At 42.1% G+C, this 15361-nt stretch carries 15 protein-coding genes and 1 pseudogene; 9 read left to right on the top strand and 7 right to left on the bottom strand.

From position 1 onward, the window contains the following. Positions 1-61 precede the first annotated feature (61 nt). Entirely contained in the window at positions 62-703 is a 642-nt protein-coding gene (locus tag AC4CVD_RS09360; RefSeq protein WP_490752972.1) for a LysE family transporter, read from the top strand. Here the strand turns inward: AC4CVD_RS09360 and AC4CVD_RS09355 are convergent. Continuing rightward, on the bottom strand, positions 665-877 hold the full coding sequence (locus tag AC4CVD_RS09355; RefSeq protein WP_490752970.1) for a hypothetical protein: 213 nt from the start codon (positions 875-877) through the stop codon (positions 665-667). The two genes, AC4CVD_RS09360 and AC4CVD_RS09355, sit on opposite strands and share 39 nt — an antisense overlap. 315 nt (positions 878-1192) lie before the next feature. Here AC4CVD_RS09355 and AC4CVD_RS09350 point away from each other — a divergent pair, with 315 nt between their 5' ends. Beyond that, on the top strand, positions 1193-1438 hold the full coding sequence (locus AC4CVD_RS09350; protein WP_005401120.1) for a hypothetical protein: 246 nt from the start codon (positions 1193-1195) through the stop codon (positions 1436-1438). A gap of 95 nt (positions 1439-1533) precedes the next feature. Here AC4CVD_RS09350 and metK read toward each other — a convergent pair whose 3' ends face one another. Next, positions 1534-2700, bottom strand: a complete 1167-nt coding sequence (gene metK, locus AC4CVD_RS09345; protein WP_004984924.1) for a methionine adenosyltransferase — start codon at positions 2698-2700, stop codon at positions 1534-1536. Positions 2701-3420: 720 nt separating this feature from the next. Here metK and tkt point away from each other — a divergent pair. From tkt to AC4CVD_RS09320, 5 genes and pseudogenes are all read left to right on the top strand, one after another. Next, complete coding sequence (gene tkt, locus AC4CVD_RS09340) at positions 3421-5409, top strand: transketolase (protein WP_279045414.1); 1989 nt, start codon at positions 3421-3423, stop codon at positions 5407-5409. A 115-nt stretch (positions 5410-5524) separates the two neighbouring features. Then, positions 5525-5740 carry a hypothetical protein gene (locus AC4CVD_RS09335; RefSeq protein WP_004696769.1) on the top strand — a complete coding sequence of 72 codons (216 nt, stop codon included), beginning with the start codon at positions 5525-5527 and terminating at the stop codon, positions 5738-5740. Positions 5741-5854: 114 nt separating this feature from the next. Continuing rightward, positions 5855-6380, top strand: a pseudogene (locus tag AC4CVD_RS09330) (GNAT family N-acetyltransferase). Between the two features lie 123 nt (positions 6381-6503). Next, positions 6504-7100: a YceI family protein gene (locus AC4CVD_RS09325; RefSeq protein ID WP_114837831.1), complete on the top strand. Its 597-nt coding sequence runs from the start codon at positions 6504-6506 to the stop codon at positions 7098-7100. 105 nt (positions 7101-7205) lie between these two features. Continuing rightward, a complete protein-coding gene (locus AC4CVD_RS09320) occupies positions 7206-8507 on the top strand; it encodes an IS4 family transposase (protein ID WP_039891156.1) in 1302 nt (433 codons plus the stop codon). A 95-nt stretch (positions 8508-8602) separates the two neighbouring features. On the opposite strand, the gene AC4CVD_RS09315 is transcribed toward AC4CVD_RS09320, so the two are convergent. Then, positions 8603-9304 (bottom strand): glutamine amidotransferase, encoded by a 702-nt coding sequence (locus tag AC4CVD_RS09315; RefSeq protein WP_490752968.1) that lies wholly within the window; start codon positions 9302-9304, stop codon positions 8603-8605. 116 nt (positions 9305-9420) lie between these two features. After that, entirely contained in the window at positions 9421-9984 is a 564-nt protein-coding gene (locus tag AC4CVD_RS09310; RefSeq protein WP_114836914.1) for a TetR/AcrR family transcriptional regulator, read from the bottom strand. Positions 9985-10078: 94 nt separating this feature from the next. Between AC4CVD_RS09310 and AC4CVD_RS09305 the strand changes: the two genes are divergently transcribed. Beyond that, positions 10079-10846, top strand: a complete 768-nt coding sequence (locus AC4CVD_RS09305; protein WP_114836913.1) for an SDR family oxidoreductase — start codon at positions 10079-10081, stop codon at positions 10844-10846. Positions 10847-10857: 11 nt separating this feature from the next. Then, positions 10858-11454, top strand: a complete 597-nt coding sequence (locus AC4CVD_RS09300; RefSeq protein ID WP_114836916.1) for a 2-hydroxychromene-2-carboxylate isomerase — start codon at positions 10858-10860, stop codon at positions 11452-11454. Positions 11455-11518: 64 nt separating this feature from the next. On the opposite strand, the gene eutC is transcribed toward AC4CVD_RS09300, so the two are convergent. The 3 genes from eutC to eat are packed head-to-tail and all read right to left on the bottom strand — an operon-like array spanning position 11519 to position 15189. Then, complete coding sequence (gene eutC, locus AC4CVD_RS09295) at positions 11519-12334, bottom strand: ethanolamine ammonia-lyase subunit EutC (RefSeq protein ID WP_490752966.1); 816 nt, start codon at positions 12332-12334, stop codon at positions 11519-11521. 10 nt (positions 12335-12344) lie between these two features. Then, positions 12345-13730 (bottom strand): ethanolamine ammonia-lyase subunit EutB, encoded by a 1386-nt coding sequence (locus tag AC4CVD_RS09290; protein ID WP_490752964.1) that lies wholly within the window; start codon positions 13728-13730, stop codon positions 12345-12347. Between the two features lie 13 nt (positions 13731-13743). Next, positions 13744-15189 carry an ethanolamine permease gene (gene eat / locus AC4CVD_RS09285; protein ID WP_125281353.1) on the bottom strand — a complete coding sequence of 482 codons (1446 nt, stop codon included), beginning with the start codon at positions 15187-15189 and terminating at the stop codon, positions 13744-13746. Positions 15190-15361: the final 172 nt, after the last annotated feature.

Here is a 15361-nt window from a genome sequence, read left to right as displayed (position 1 = left end):
ATGATTTAAAATAAATATAACAAACGATATAATTATTTTTTAAAATTTATGCCGCTTTTTTATGTCATTGCTTTTCACGATTTGCGCATTGCATTTTGTTGCGCAGCTAAGTCCTGGTCCTGATGTTTTGCTGATTGCTAAAAGTTCAGCTTCGGTCACACAAAAAAATACTTTAAAAACGATCTTAGGTATTTCTGTTGGAATCGTCGTTTGGGTGGTTTTAACCTTGTTAGGTTTTACCGTACTCATCGACAAAATGCCGTGGATTCAACAAGTATTGATGGTGGTTGGTGGGGTGTTCCTTGCACGTATGGGTTGGCTTATGTTGAAAGCAGGCCTCAGCGCAATGCAGCAAGAAGCCTTGCTAGATGATGGTCAAAAACTGCCTCCACCAAAGGCCAACCATTATTTCATGTCAGGTTTGCTGACTAACTTGTCTAACCCGAAAACGCTAATTTATTTCAGTAGTGTGTTTTCATTGGCACTGAGTTCTAGCGCAAGTCCCTATTTAAAAATGCAACTTGCGGTCATTATTCCCATTCAAACTTTTATGACTTTTGCACTACTGATGTTGCTTTTGTCATTACCTAAAATTAAGGCGGCATACCAACGTTCAGGAAGTTATATTGACATTTTTTCTGGCGGGCTGTTCCTAATTTTTGCTTTATGGCTTTGGTACGATGCTCTCGCAATCTACATCTAAGTCATTTTTAAGCTCTTTAGATGATGGAGCCTGTTCCAAGATAGAAACTTCGTCTTTTTTACTTTGCTCATAGCGGTTGGGCTGCAATGTCGCTTCGGTATTTTCTGAGCCCTTATAGCTACGACTGCGGTTGGCACGTTCGCGTAAACCGCCTTTTTTAATCAACTGAACCATTCTTTCTTCCTCATCGTTGCATCTTATTTTAATAAACAATCGCGAGAAAACTAAAGGGTTTTAAGCAAATACTTTGGAATACGTCAAAAACTATTATGTTACAAAATGAAATTGTCATGATTCGGTGTTATAAAGAGGAATATGCGTTAAATCAATTGATTGATCTTTCAGTGTAAGCCGTTGCTGACATCACTTCAGGTGAATTGCGCTTGAGTCTCAACAAATACTCACATAAGATAAATGAATCTAACATTCTGTGAGGCAGGGTGATGGACAATAAAAACAAGAAAGGACAAAAACAAGGGGGGTAAAGCCATGCTCTATCAATACCACTGCGCATGTTGTGAAACAGTTGTCGCATCAACAGATAAAGACTGTCCAAACTGTGGATCACATAATATTCGAAGTCCTTTTGGATTTTGGATTTTCTGTATTGTTGCATGTCTTGCAGCAGCGATTATCGTTAAATCTGTACAAGTCTATTTGGCTGACCGAAACAGCGAACCAGCTGCCGTGACTTCGCTCTTTGATGTACTTAACCATGACAACAAACCCAAGTAGTGAGGTTCAATGACTTCACGACTGAACTGATGGAAAATAGTCCATCAGTTAAAATAAAAAAACCCGCATTAAGCGGGTTTCTTTTTGGATCAAACTTATAGACCAGCTGAAGCTTTAAGCGCTTCCACTTTGTCTGTTTTTTCCCAAGTAAATGCAGTATCTGAACCTTCACGACCGAAGTGACCATAAGCAGCAGTTTGCTTATACATCGGTTGAATGAGGTCAAGCATACGAGTGATCCCGTATGGACGTAAGTCGAAGTGTTCACGGACTAACGCAATGATCAGCTCTTCAGATACTTTTGCTGTATTGAAGGTATTGATCGAAATAGATGTTGGCTCAGCCACACCAATGGCATAAGACACTTGAATTTCACATTTGTCTGCAAGACCCGCTGCTACGATATTTTTCGCAACATAACGACCTGCATATGCAGCAGAACGGTCAACCTTAGATGGATCTTTACCAGAGAAAGCACCACCACCGTGACGCGCCATGCCACCGTAAGTGTCTACAATGATTTTACGACCTGTTAAACCACAGTCACCTACTGGACCACCAATCACAAACATTCCTGTTGGGTTGATGTGGAATTTGGTGTCTGCATGGAACATTTCAGCAGGGATCACTTTTTTCACGATTTCTTCAATCACAGCTTCTTTTAAGTTGCTTTGAGAAATTTCAGGATCGTGCTGAGTAGATAATACGACTGCATCTAAACGAACAGGCATGCCATTTTCATAAGCAAAAGTCACTTGGCTTTTTGCATCTGGACGTAACCATGGTAAAGCGCCACTACGACGTAGCTCAGCTTGCTTTTCCATTAAACGGTGTGCATATGAAATTGGAGCAGGCATAAGCACGTCAGTTTCACGGCTTGCATAACCAAACATTAAGCCTTGGTCACCTGCACCTTGATCTTCAGGCTTTTGACGGTCAACACCTTGAGCAATCTCTGGTGACTGTTTACCAATCATGTTGATCACAGCACATGTTGAACCATCAAAACCAAGGTCAGAATGGTGGTAACCAATGCCATTTACGGTTTGACGAACAATCGCTTCGAAGTCAACATTTGCAGTTGTTGTGATTTCACCTGCAAGTACTACCGCACCCGTTTTTACAAGCGTTTCACAAGCAACCCGCGCATATGGGTCTTCTTTTAAGATCGCATCCAAGATAGCATCACTGATTTGGTCAGCCATTTTATCTGGATGGCCTTCGCTTACAGATTCCGAGGTAAATACAGCGTACTCGCGCATAAGTCCTATCACAGTTAATTTAAAAGACGCAATATGGTACATCGACTTAGCCGTTTGAGCCAGTTCTACACGACCAAAATGACTGAATTTATTTCAATTCAACGACTTTTTATCTGATATAAGCATCTAAAAAATTGATATAGCGTTTATTTTTAGTTCGAAATGACAAAGTAAAGGCTTGTTATTCAAAGTTTATGGGTGCGTATCATGAGATTTTGTGCTTTGGTTATATCTAATTGTAAAACAATAGTTTGTTTGAGTATTTTTTGGCTTGGGTGTTAAGTGGATAAATAAAAAATGCTCAAAATAAGTATCATAAAATCATCTATAATTTGTACTAATTCATGAAAAATCTAAAAAAATGAATAAAATTCACTATGGATGTTTAATTGTATGTAAAAAATACAAATGTATCCTGTGATGTGTTTGATACTCAAGGATAACGGTTTGTTCTGATTAGTGAATAGGGTAGCCGAGCTTTGTTTTTAAAAAGTTGGCCATTCTATCGTGTGGAATTTGAACTAGAAGAAGCTAGAGAGACATTTCTGAGTGAAATTGTTGTGATTTTAGGCAATGCCCGCATTTATTAGACATTGATGATGAATAAATAGCGAAATATTGTCCATTAGGCTTTACCCATTCCTCTTTTTTTAAGACAATACACCTATCTTTGAATTCTATTCATCTTACTCTTTAAATCATTTGTTTGGACTCTGACCTATGACAACCCCGCTTAACGAACGTCGTATTGCAAACGCAATTCGTGTATTGGCAATGGATGCTGTGCAAAAAGCAAACTCTGGACATCCAGGTGCGCCAATGGGGATGGCTGATATCGCTGATGTGGTATGGCGTGAGTTTTTCAACCATAACCCGACTAACCCGCAATGGGCGAACCGTGACCGTTTTGTATTATCAAATGGTCACGGCTCTATGCTGCAATATGCGTTATTGCACCTTACGGGCTATGATTTATCAATTGAAGATTTAAAAGCATTCCGTCAACTGCACTCTAAAACGCCGGGTCACCCAGAATTAGGTTATGCACCAGGTATTGAAACGACAACTGGCCCGCTTGGTCAGGGGATTGCAAACGCAGTTGGTTTTGCTCTAGCTGAAAAAACCTTAGCAGCGCAGTTCAACAAAGATGAGATGAGCGTTGTTGATCATTTCACTTACTGTTTCTTAGGTGATGGCTGTTTAATGGAAGGTGTTTCTCACGAAGCATGTTCACTTGCAGGCACACTAGGTCTAGGTAAACTGATTGCTTACTATGACGACAACGGTATTTCGATTGATGGTGAAGTAGAAGGTTGGTTCTCTGACGATACAGAGCAACGTTTCTTGGCGTATGGTTGGCAAGTACTTAAAGCTGATGGTCATGATGCAGATGCATTACGTGCTGCAACTTTGCAAGCAAAAGCTGAAACGAAAAAACCAACGATCATTATCTGTAAAACGATTATTGGTCTAGGTTCACCAAATAAGCAAGGTAAAGAAGACTGCCACGGTGCACCGCTAGGTAATGACGAAATTGCATTAACACGTGAGGCATTGGGCTGGACTGAAGGTCCATTTGAAATTCCTGCTGACGTTTATGCAGCATGGGATGCAAAAGCAAAAGGGACGGCTTCTGAAGCAGCTTGGAATGAATTATTTGCTCAATATGCAGCAAAATATCCAACTGAAGCAGCTGAATTGAAACGTCGCCTTTCAGGTGAATTGCCAGCTGAATTCCTTGCTCAAGCAGATGCGTTTATTGCTGACACCAATGCAAAAGCGGAAACCATTGCTACACGTAAAGCAAGCCAAAACACATTACAAGCTTTCGGTCCATTATTGCCTGAATTATTAGGCGGTTCTGCGGACTTAGCTGGCTCTAACTTAACACTTTGGAAAGGTTGCCAAGGCGTTCAAGACAATCCAGCAGGTAACTACGTACACTATGGCGTACGTGAGTTTGGTATGACTGCCATTGCAAACGGTGTTGCGCTTCACGGTGGTTTCATTCCTTACGTTGCAACATTCCTCATGTTTATGGAATATGCGCGTAATGCAGTACGTATGTCTGCGTTAATGAAACAACGTGTAATCCATGTATATACACATGACTCAATTGGTTTGGGTGAAGATGGTCCAACGCACCAACCTGTAGAGCAAATTGCGTCTTTACGTGGTACACCAAACTTAAATACTTGGCGTCCATGTGACACAGTTGAAGCAGCGGTGTCTTGGAAATCTGCACTTGTACGTTCAGAAGGCCCAACTGCGTTGATCTTCTCTCGTCAAAACCTACCATTCCAAACACGTACAGATGCACAAATTGCAAATGTAGCGAAAGGTGGTTATGTATTGGCTGAAGAAAAAGGCGAATTAAAAGCGATTATTATCGCGACGGGTTCTGAAGTATCTTTAGCAATGGAAGCACATGCTCAACTTGAAGGTGTGCGTGTCGTGTCTATGCCATGTGCAGAAGAATTTGTGAAGCAAGATGCAGCGTACCGTGAAGCGGTTCTTCCATCAAATATTCGTGCGCGTGTTGCTGTTGAAGCAGCGCACGTAGACTACTGGTGGAAGTTTGTAGGTTTAGACGGTCGTGTAATTGGTATGACGACTTATGGTGAATCTGCACCTGCGAAAGACTTATACCAATACTTCGGTATTACCACTGAAGCAGTTGTTGCTGCGGTAAAAGAATTGACAGCTTAATTTTTAAAATTAACTGTTTGAAGGACGCTCCAGTTTAGGGGCGTCTTTTATTTTGAATGGCGTATATAATATGCAAGCTGCTGCTGAAGTAGCTGCATAAATTTTAGGTGATGATATGAGCTTGTACGATCAAATTCATGATGAAGTTGTATTGATGGATGCGGGCGAACAGAAGTGGATTGGACCAGATCTACCTTTGGAGGCGATGGTTGCTGTTGAACTGTTATTGCAAGATTTAGCAGAAGATAAGCAAATTAAGATCCGTCGTAAAAACCATGAAAAGCAGACAGGTATGAAGTTGATTGATCGGATTCTGATTGAAAAACTATGATGGTTGTCACGTCTAAAAGAAGTCTTATTGAAGCGATTCAATAAGGCTTTTTCTTTGTGGTGATTTTAGCTTAAATATAAGCCTTACAAAAATAAATAGTACTTTGAGAGCCAAATGGAAGTACGAAATATTCAAATTGTGCCACTGACAGAAATCGATCAGTCGATCTGGGTTACACTATGGCAAGCTTATCAGGCATTTTATCAGGTTGATTTATTGGAACAGATATCTGAAAACACATGGCATAAACTGACTGATTCTAAGCGTGAATATAGTCAAATCATTATAAAACAAATACAAATAAGTCGATGAATTATTTAGAGTTTTCTTATAATAATGTATGGATAATAAAGTAGTTTGACTATATATGTATGGTTTGCTGCACTTATATAGCAGGTCGGCTTGTAGGCATTGTGGATGTGATAGAGCATGATAGTACGCATACTTACAAGATGTGTTTACCCATGAGGACTATCATGGGCTAGGAATTGCAAGAGCTTTAATCGAACACGTCAAAATGCATACCGAAAAGCGAGCCTGTGATCGGGTTTATTGGCTCACCCATCAGGACAATTTGGTCGCACAACAACTTTATAATAAAGTCGTGAAGAAGACGGGTTTTATTCAATATCAGGTGTAGGTAAGTCGCTACATTTAAAAACAATTATATCGTTCTAAAGTTGCAACATATCGTTTTATCTTTATAGATGTATTCGTTGTAGAACTCTATAGACTAAGCAGTATTCCAATGTGAGATAAAAACATGAACTTTAAAGCTTTAACAATCGGTTTGGCTGTTGCAACTGCGACTACATTTGCTATGGCGAAACCTGTGGCCTATCAAATTGACCCTACACATACAGCAACAGTTTTCACATGGAGCCACTTTGGTTTTTCAACTCCATCTGCTAACTTCAGCGACATTCAGGGTGTAATTAATGTTGATAATGCAAAACCTGCAAATTCATCGGTGAATGTAACGATTCCTTTATCTAGCTTAAACACCAACGTAAAAGCTTTAGATGAGCACTTGCAAGGCGGGGATTTCTTTGATGCAGCAAAATATCCAAAGATCACTTTCAAGAGTACAAAAGTACAAGCGGTTGGTGCAAACAAATACAAAATCACAGGTGATTTAACCATTAAAAATGTGACAAAGCCTGTCGTTTTAGATGCCGTGTTGAATAAGCAAGGTGAGCACCCAATGACCAAAGCACAGTCAATTGGTTTCAATGCAACCACTTCATTTGACCGTTCTGCTTTTGGTGTAGGCGCATACGTGCCAAACGTGGGTGATAAAATCACTGTGAATATCACCACTGAAGCATCAGTTCCACAGCCTAAAGCTGCTGCAAAATAAGCGATATCTACCAAAAAAGCACCTCATAGAGGTAATGCTGATCAGTTAAGACAAAATAGCTGAAATGCGGTAAAAATGAGCGTATCCAGATACGCTCATTTTTTTATGACTTTTTCTCAGAATTTAAGTTCAGCATTTCAGCAGACAGCTCCTTCACTTTCTAATTTTAGCGAATTAATTGATTTAAACTGGATTGAAGACTGTTTAAAACGGACCGGGAAAGCATCGGTCAGAAAAAGAAAACTCCCCGCAGAGCATGCTGTATGGCTAGTTATTGGACTTGCATTGTTCCGCGACCAGCCCATCTGGTATGTTGTTCAGCAGCTGCAGCTGGTTTTTGGCACGGCTGAAAGCTGCGCCCCAAGCGCATCAGTGCAGGCCAGACAGCGCTTGGGTCTGGAGCCTTTAAATGTCCTGTTCAATACACTGAGTCAGACATGGTTTGAAGATTCTCAGCCGCAATATTCCGCCTTTCATGGCCTAAGCATCTGCGCTGTAGATGGAGCCGTCTGGTCCATGCCCCACACAGATGAGAACTTCAGGCACTTCGGTTCTTCCAAAGGCAAAACGATAGCAGCACCTTGGCCGCAAGCCAGAGCGGTTTGCCTGATTAACACCAATACTCATGAAGTGATTGATGCCGGGATTGGAAGTATGGATCAAGGCGAGCTGACTTTAGCGAAGAAATTGAAAGTGCCTGCAAATAGCCTGACTTTATTTGACCGGGCCTACTTCTCTGCTGATTTCTTATCAGGGTGGCAGTCTCGGGAAAACTGCCATTGGCTTATGCGGGCTAAAGACAATCTGCGCTATGAAATTATCAGGAAAAACTCAGCGCATGACTTTCAAATCAGAATGCCTGTTTCTCCAAGAGCGAAGAAACTGAATCCGGATTTAGGTGACTATTGGGAAGCCCGCCTGATTGAAACTGAACAGTCTGGAAGGGTTAGACGATACGTTACATCATTATTAGATTCAAAGGCTTATCCTCTGGAAGAGGTCAGTACGCTGTATGCTCAGCGCTGGGAAATCGAGATGTGCTACCGTGAAATCAAGAGCGACCTGCAAGATGGGATGCATTTAAGAAGCAAGCAGCCTGAATTGGTGTATCAGGAATTATGGGGTGTATTGATTGCTTATAATATTCTTAGAAGGCAAATGAAATTTATGGCTCAACGGGCGAAAGTCAGCCCTTTGCGTATCAGTTTCCATATTGCTTCAATCAGCATTATCAATATATTAAGGCATACTCCGCTGGAATCGGCAGGGAATTTGCCCAAGCATTTAGAGCGTTTGCTGGAACAGTCTAAAATGTTTGTTTTGCCTGAAAGAAGATCAAGGCAATGCCCTAGAGTCGTCAAAATAAAGCCTCAAAAGTACCCAAGAAAATGCCAGTCAATTTCTTAACTGACTGGCATTACCTCATAGAGGTGCTTTTTTATGTCCGCTGTAAACTTAAAAGTTAGAGCAATAGGCGCATTGAGCGGATTATGGCTGAATTATTAAACCAGTGCTTTTAAATACGCTGCCAAAACTTGTCCAGAGACATGCTCTAGTTGAGCTGCAAAGCGTTGGTTATCTGCACGCAATGCTGGAATATTGATGTTCGCTTGACGAAGCTCAGCAGTATGCCCGATGAGCCATTTTTCTAAACCGTCCGCTGCGACTTCAGGATGGAACTGTAAGCCAAGAATATTTTTGCCTACACGAAAAGCTTGGTTGGGATAAACTTCTGAGCTGGCCAACAGTTCAGCTTGAGCAGGGAGTTCAAAGGTGTCGCCATGCCAATGTAGCACTTCAGTTCCTACCAGTGCTTGTAGCGGGTTATGTTCAACGGTATTGAGCTGTAACTGACTCCAGCCAATTTCTTTGCTATGACCTGCATATACTTTTGCACCGAGTGCGTGTGCAATTAATTGTGCACCTAAGCAAATGCCTAAAGTCGGTAAATTCTTTTCTAAACGAACTTTTAGTAAGTCTATTTCTTTTTGTAAGAAAGGGTAATCTTCAGTTTCATATACCCCAATCGGGCCACCTAAGATGACAGTTAGACCTGTGTAGTTCAACGCTTTAGCTAAGTCATCTTTGCCTGCTTCGAAATATCGTACCCGATAACCCAATTGATATAACACATCTTCCCATGCGCCCAAATCTTCAAAAGCAAGATGCTGAATCGCGTAAATGGTGTCGGGTAGTGTCGTCATAGCTGGCTCGTTCACAGGCGTTAAAGGAGTGTAAAAATGTACAGGGAAATGCACAGAAGTTGAAGGCAATAAATCAGAAAAGATGCAGAAAAAAACTATAAATTCAATCCAAGCTTTCACTTGCGCTGCAGCATGTTTTTAATCATCCATTTGCTTGAACTTAAAATTTCTCTTTGTAGATGTTCATCCGCCATGCTGCGCGCCATGACGATTGCGCCGACCAGTTGACATAGTACCGCCCAAGCTTGTGTTTCACTGCCTAGATGTTGTGTAAAGAGTGCGTGACCACGAAGCATTTCCTGTTGAAAACACAGTTTTGTTGTTTCACTACTACGTGCTACTTCGGCTGCAAGAGAGGGAATAACACAGCCTTGATCTGGACGTTGCACATGAGACAGCGCTAAATAACGTTCAAGTTCGAAGTCAATCCACTCTTCGAGGTTGTCATGCGGATTGGCTTGCCATGCTTGAAAGCTGTGTTGTAACTCGGACTGGATCAGTGCTTCAAATAATTCATGTTTTGATGAAAAATGCGAATAAAAAGCACCGCTGGTCATTTGAGCCGCTTTCATAAAACCGTCGACACCTGTATTGGCAAAGCCTTGCTTCTTGGCCAGTTGAGCACTGATTTTAAGCAACTCTTGACGTTTTTCTTCTTTATAGCCTGTTTTATAGCGCATAGGGGTTTCATCAAAATAAAATTGACTGATGCTGAAAACTATAACATAGTGATCGTTATGATAACGATCGTTATTTTATAAAGGGAGTGGATTTATGGATGGATTACAGCCAGAACAGCAGTTGCAAAAGACTGATGCTGAAAAGAAAGTCGCGTTAGTGATTGGCGCAGGAGATGCTACAGGGGGCGAAATCGCAAAACGGTTTGCACGTGGTGGATACATCGCCTGCATGACGCGAAGAAATGCCGAAAAACTCCAGCCTTTAATTGCAGAGATAGAAGCTGAAGGTGGTCTTGCATATGGCTTTGCTTCTGATGCACGTAAAGAAAATCAAGTCATCGCTTTGGTGGAAGAAATTGAAGCCAATATTGGTGAAATCGATGTTTTAGTGTTTAACATTGGGGCGAATGTGCCGTGTAGTATTTTAGAAGAAACTGCACGTAAGTATTTTAAAATTTGGGAAATGGCTTGCTTTGGTGCGTTTTTGACTGGGCGTGAAGTGGCGAAGCGTATGGTCATACGTGAACATGGGAGCATTATTTTCACGGGTGCAACCGCAGGCATAAGAGGTGCAGCAAACTTTGCCGCTTTTGCAGGGGCGAAACATGCACTGCGTGCCTTAGCCCAAAGTATGGCACGTGAGCTCGGCCCGAAAAATATTCATGTGGCACACGTGGTGGTGGATGGGGCAATTGATACTGATTTTATTAAAGACACTTTTCCTGAAATGTACGCGCGTAAAGAACAGGATGGCATATTAAATCCCGTGCATATTGCAGAAGATTATTGGCATTTGTCGCAGCAACCGCGCGATGCATGGACGCATGAGTTAGATTTAAGACCTTGGATGGAAACGTGGTAAAAGGACAAAGCATGAAAAGCGTAGAATTTTATTTTGATTTGGGCAGCCCATATAGCTATTTGGCCTACTATCGTTTACTGCAAATGGCAGAGCAACAAGAGATTCAGATTGTGTATAAGCCTATTTTATTGGGCGGGGTGTTTAAAGCAACAGGCAATCGTAGTCCGATAGAGATTCCTGTCAAAGGGGTCTATTCAATCTTAGATATGCAGCGCTGGGCGGAGTATTACCATATCCCAATGCAAATGAATCCGCATTTTCCGATGAATACTTTAACCCTAATGCGCATTTTGACAGGCGTTCAATTGTTGCATCTAGAAAAGTTTGAGCAAGTTTTGAAACTTTTATTCGATGCGATGTTTGGTACACCACAAAATCTCAATGAACCTACTGTCTTGGCAGAAGTGTTAAAACCGAGTGGCTTTTCTGTAGAAGATATTATGAGTATGGTTCAGTCGGATGTGGTGAAACAAAAACTGATCACTGAAACAGAATTAGCCATTCAACGTGGCATTTTCGGCGCACCGACATTCTTTGTGGGTGATGAAATGTATTGGGGCCAAGATCGCCTACATTTTGTAGAACAAGCGCTGAATAAAGCGAGCTAAAATACAAGTTAAAAGAACACACCATTTAAGATCAGCCATAAAATTACGGCTGATCTGCTTCAAATTAAAATAAACGCTTAGGCGCATGTTCCGTGTCTAGACTGACCATTTCATGTTCATCTTTTAAGTCTACACCTGAGTAACCGAGTTTCTTAGAGCCACGCATGAGAGACAGTAGTCGTTGTACTGCAACAGGAATGCTTAAGCCTGCAGGTCGAATATTTGAAATACAGTTGCGTTTAGCATCCAAAGTGCCTGAGGCTGCTTTCCATGTATAGTAAATGCCCATACTATCAGGTGAGCTTAGGCCAGGCCTTTCGCCAATCAGCATCACGAGCATAGTCGCCTGTAGGCACTCTGCAACTGGATCACCCAAAGCGACTCGGCTTCCAGTAGCAATAACCATCGGTGCAATGCTCCAGTGTTCTGCTTGCAGCTGCGGGATAAGGTGCTGAATAAAAGGAACTGTATTTTCTTCAATCGCCCGTGCAGATAGTCCATCACCAATCACAATACAGACATCATAGTTTTGCGGGTTACTGGCTTTAAAAACCTCTAAGCCATGTTGTGAAGCTGGACTTAACAGGCGACCTAAGTCAGGACGTTTTAAGTATTCTTGCTTATTTTCAGCTTGACTGTGTACCGTTAAACTATCCAAACCTAGTGTATTAAGACTCGCAACTAAGTGTTCGACATCTAAAGGTTGATGTACGGCATCTTGCGCTTCCGCATGCGCCAGTTGAAATTTCAGCAGTTCATGGGTCGGGATGCTACAACCAGCGCGACCAATGGCAATACGTGCATCGGTAAATTTTTTTAAGTTTTCCCAAACATCCTGATGCTGTTCAGATTGATAGTTTTCTAGAGGAACAAGTGACATAAGTTGCTCCTTATATATGCAAAAGTTTTTCAAATTGTGGCGGAATATGTTCCGGCCAGAGAATGTGTTGCTGCTGTTGTTTAAAAATGCCTTGTTCAGCCAACCAAAGATCAAACTCAGGTGCGGCTTTTAAGCCCAGAAGTTGCCTTAAATACAGCGCATCATGAAATGACGTGGTTTGATAGTTCAGCATGACGTCATCCGAACCCGGAATGCCCATAATAAAGTTCAGACCTGCTGCACCGAATAGGGTGAGTAGTACATCCATGTCGTTTTGGTCGGCATCGGCATGGTTGGTATAGCAAATGTCACAGCCCATAGGTAAGCCTAAGAGCTTTCCACAAAAATGGTCTTCCAAGCCTGCACGGATAATTTGTTTGCCATTGTATAAATACTCTGGTCCAATAAAGCCAACCACAGTATTTACCAGTAGTGGGTTAAATTTACGAGCTACTGCATAGGCACGGACTTCTAAGGTTTGCTGATCTACGCCGTGATGTGCATTACTAGATAAAGCACTGCCTTGACCTGTTTCAAAATACATCACATTTTGTCCCACAGTCCCACGCTTGAGAGCCAGTGTTGCTTCATAGCCTTCACGTAATAATTCAAGGTTAATGCCGAAACCTTCGTTGGCGCGCTGTGTGCCTGCAATCGATTGAAACATTAAATCAATCGGCACATTTTGCTCAGCCAGTTGAATCCCTGAACTGATATGCGTCAGCACGCAAGACTGGGTCGGAATGTGATGCTCTTGGATCACATGATCGAGTAGTTTGAGCAGCTCCGATAAATTTTGTAGGTTATCGGTTGCAGGATTAATCCCAATGACGGCATCACCATTGCCATACATCAAGCCATCTAAAATACTGGCCGATATCCCCAAGAGATCATCAGTCGGATGATTCGGTTGTAAACGGGTCGAGAGATGACCTTTTAAACCAATGGTGTTGCGAAATTGGGTGATGACTTCACATTTACTTGCAACCAAGATGAGGTCTTGGTTGCGCATAATCTTACTCACCGCAGCCACCATTTCAGGGGTTAAACCGAGCGCAAGTTGTTGTAATTTCTGCGTAGTCGCATCTTCACTGAGTAGCCAGTTACGAAAGTCTCCTACGGTAAAATGTGAAATTGGTGCAAATAAATCACTACGGTGCTCATCGATAATCAGGCGGGTTATTTCATCCTGTTCATAGCTGATCAGCGCTTCAGTTAAAAACTGCTTTAATGGAACATCGGCCAGTGCCATTTGTGCAGCAACACGTTCCGTGGCATTTTCCGCTGCAACACCTGCAAGTTGATCACCTGAGCGCAGCGGGGTTGCTTTCGCCATTAAAGTTTTTAAATCATTAAACACATAGTGCTGATGTCCAATCAACGTTTTATAAGCCATGTCATAGGTCCTTTTATAAGTCTTTTTCGGCCTTACGAATACTTTCAAACTCTTCTTCAGGTGTACCTTGAACGAGTCGATGGCGACTATGGAAAATAAAGTAGGCAATAAAGACCGCATAAATAGCGGCAGCCATAAACCAAACTTTAGGATCCACCACAAAACCAGCTATCACCGCAATACTGGCTAAAATCAAAGCAATTGATGAGGTGACAATCCCACCTGGGGTTTTATAGGGACGATGTAATTCTGGACGGCTGATGCGCAGTTTAATGTGAGAAAGCATCATCAAGACATAAGAAATGGTCGCACCAAATACCGCCATCAGGATGAGCAGATCACCTTCACCTGTTAGGGACAATAAAAAGCCAATGATGCCGGGAATAATAATCGCTAAATAGGGCGCTTTGTTTTTATTGGTCAGTGATAACGAGGTCGGTAAATACCCCGCACGGGATAAGGCGAAAATTTGACGTGAATAGGCATAGATGATGGAGAAGAAACTTGCAATTAAACCTGCCAGACCGACAAAATTGACAAAGCTGCCTAACCAGCTGTTTTGACCATAGACGGCTACCAGTGCATCAACTAAGGGTGCGCCTGATTCTTTAAGTTGTTCTGCACCAGCAGCACCAGCACCTAAGAACAGAATAAGTAGGGCAAAAGCGGCCAAAATCAGCATCGAACCGATCAAACCACGCGGTAATGATTTAGATGGATCTTTAGCTTCTTCTGCTGCAAGTGGAACACCTTCTACCGCTAAAAAGAACCAAATGGCATAGGGCACCGCCGCCCAAATGCCGATATAACCCATCGGGAGGAAGCTACTTGCACCGATATTTTCAGTCGGTGCAATGTTAAATAAGTTGGCGCTGTTAAAATGTGGTGCCATTGCGATGATAAAGACAAAAAGAGCTACGGCTGCAATGGCGGTAATGACAAACATGATCTTGAGGGCTTCACCTGCACCTTTAAGATGAATACCCATAAAAACCAGATAGCAGATGAGATAAATGATCCATCCACCGACACCAAATAAGGACTCGCAGTAGGCACCAATAAAGCATGCGATGGCTGCAGGGGCGATGGCATATTCAATTAAAATCGCCGTGCCAGTGAGATAGCCGCCAAATGGACCAAATGCGGTACGCGCAAAGCTATAGCCACCGCCCGCAGTGGGCAGCATGGTGGCCATTTCAGACATCGACAGGCACATGCATAAGTACATGATGGCTACGACAACCGTTGCGATAAACATACCGCCCCAGCCACCTTGAGCAAGACCGAAGTTCCAGCCAGCAAAGTCGCCTGAAATGACATAAGCCACGCCTAAACCGACTAATAATAGCCAGCCTACAGCACCTTGTTTCAGTTGCCTTTTTTCAAAATAGTCGTCAGATGTGCTTACTGTTGAAGTAGAGAGCGGAGTCGTTGAGCTGTTAATGGGAGAATCTGTCATGTGAAGCTCCATATCTTGAGTTTTTATAGATGGCTTGATGGATGCAATATTTATGCAATTTCAGTACCAAGCGACTAGACGTCCTGTCTAATATTTATATGACACAGTTTTGAATTATTGTTTTGATGTTTGATGTTTGATGTTTGATGTTTGATGTTTGATGTTTGATGTT

Source organism: Acinetobacter sp. LipI_23 (genome assembly GCF_058243045.1).
Note: the sequence above shows the minus strand (reverse complement) of the source record. Positions and strands in the feature narration are given on the sequence as shown.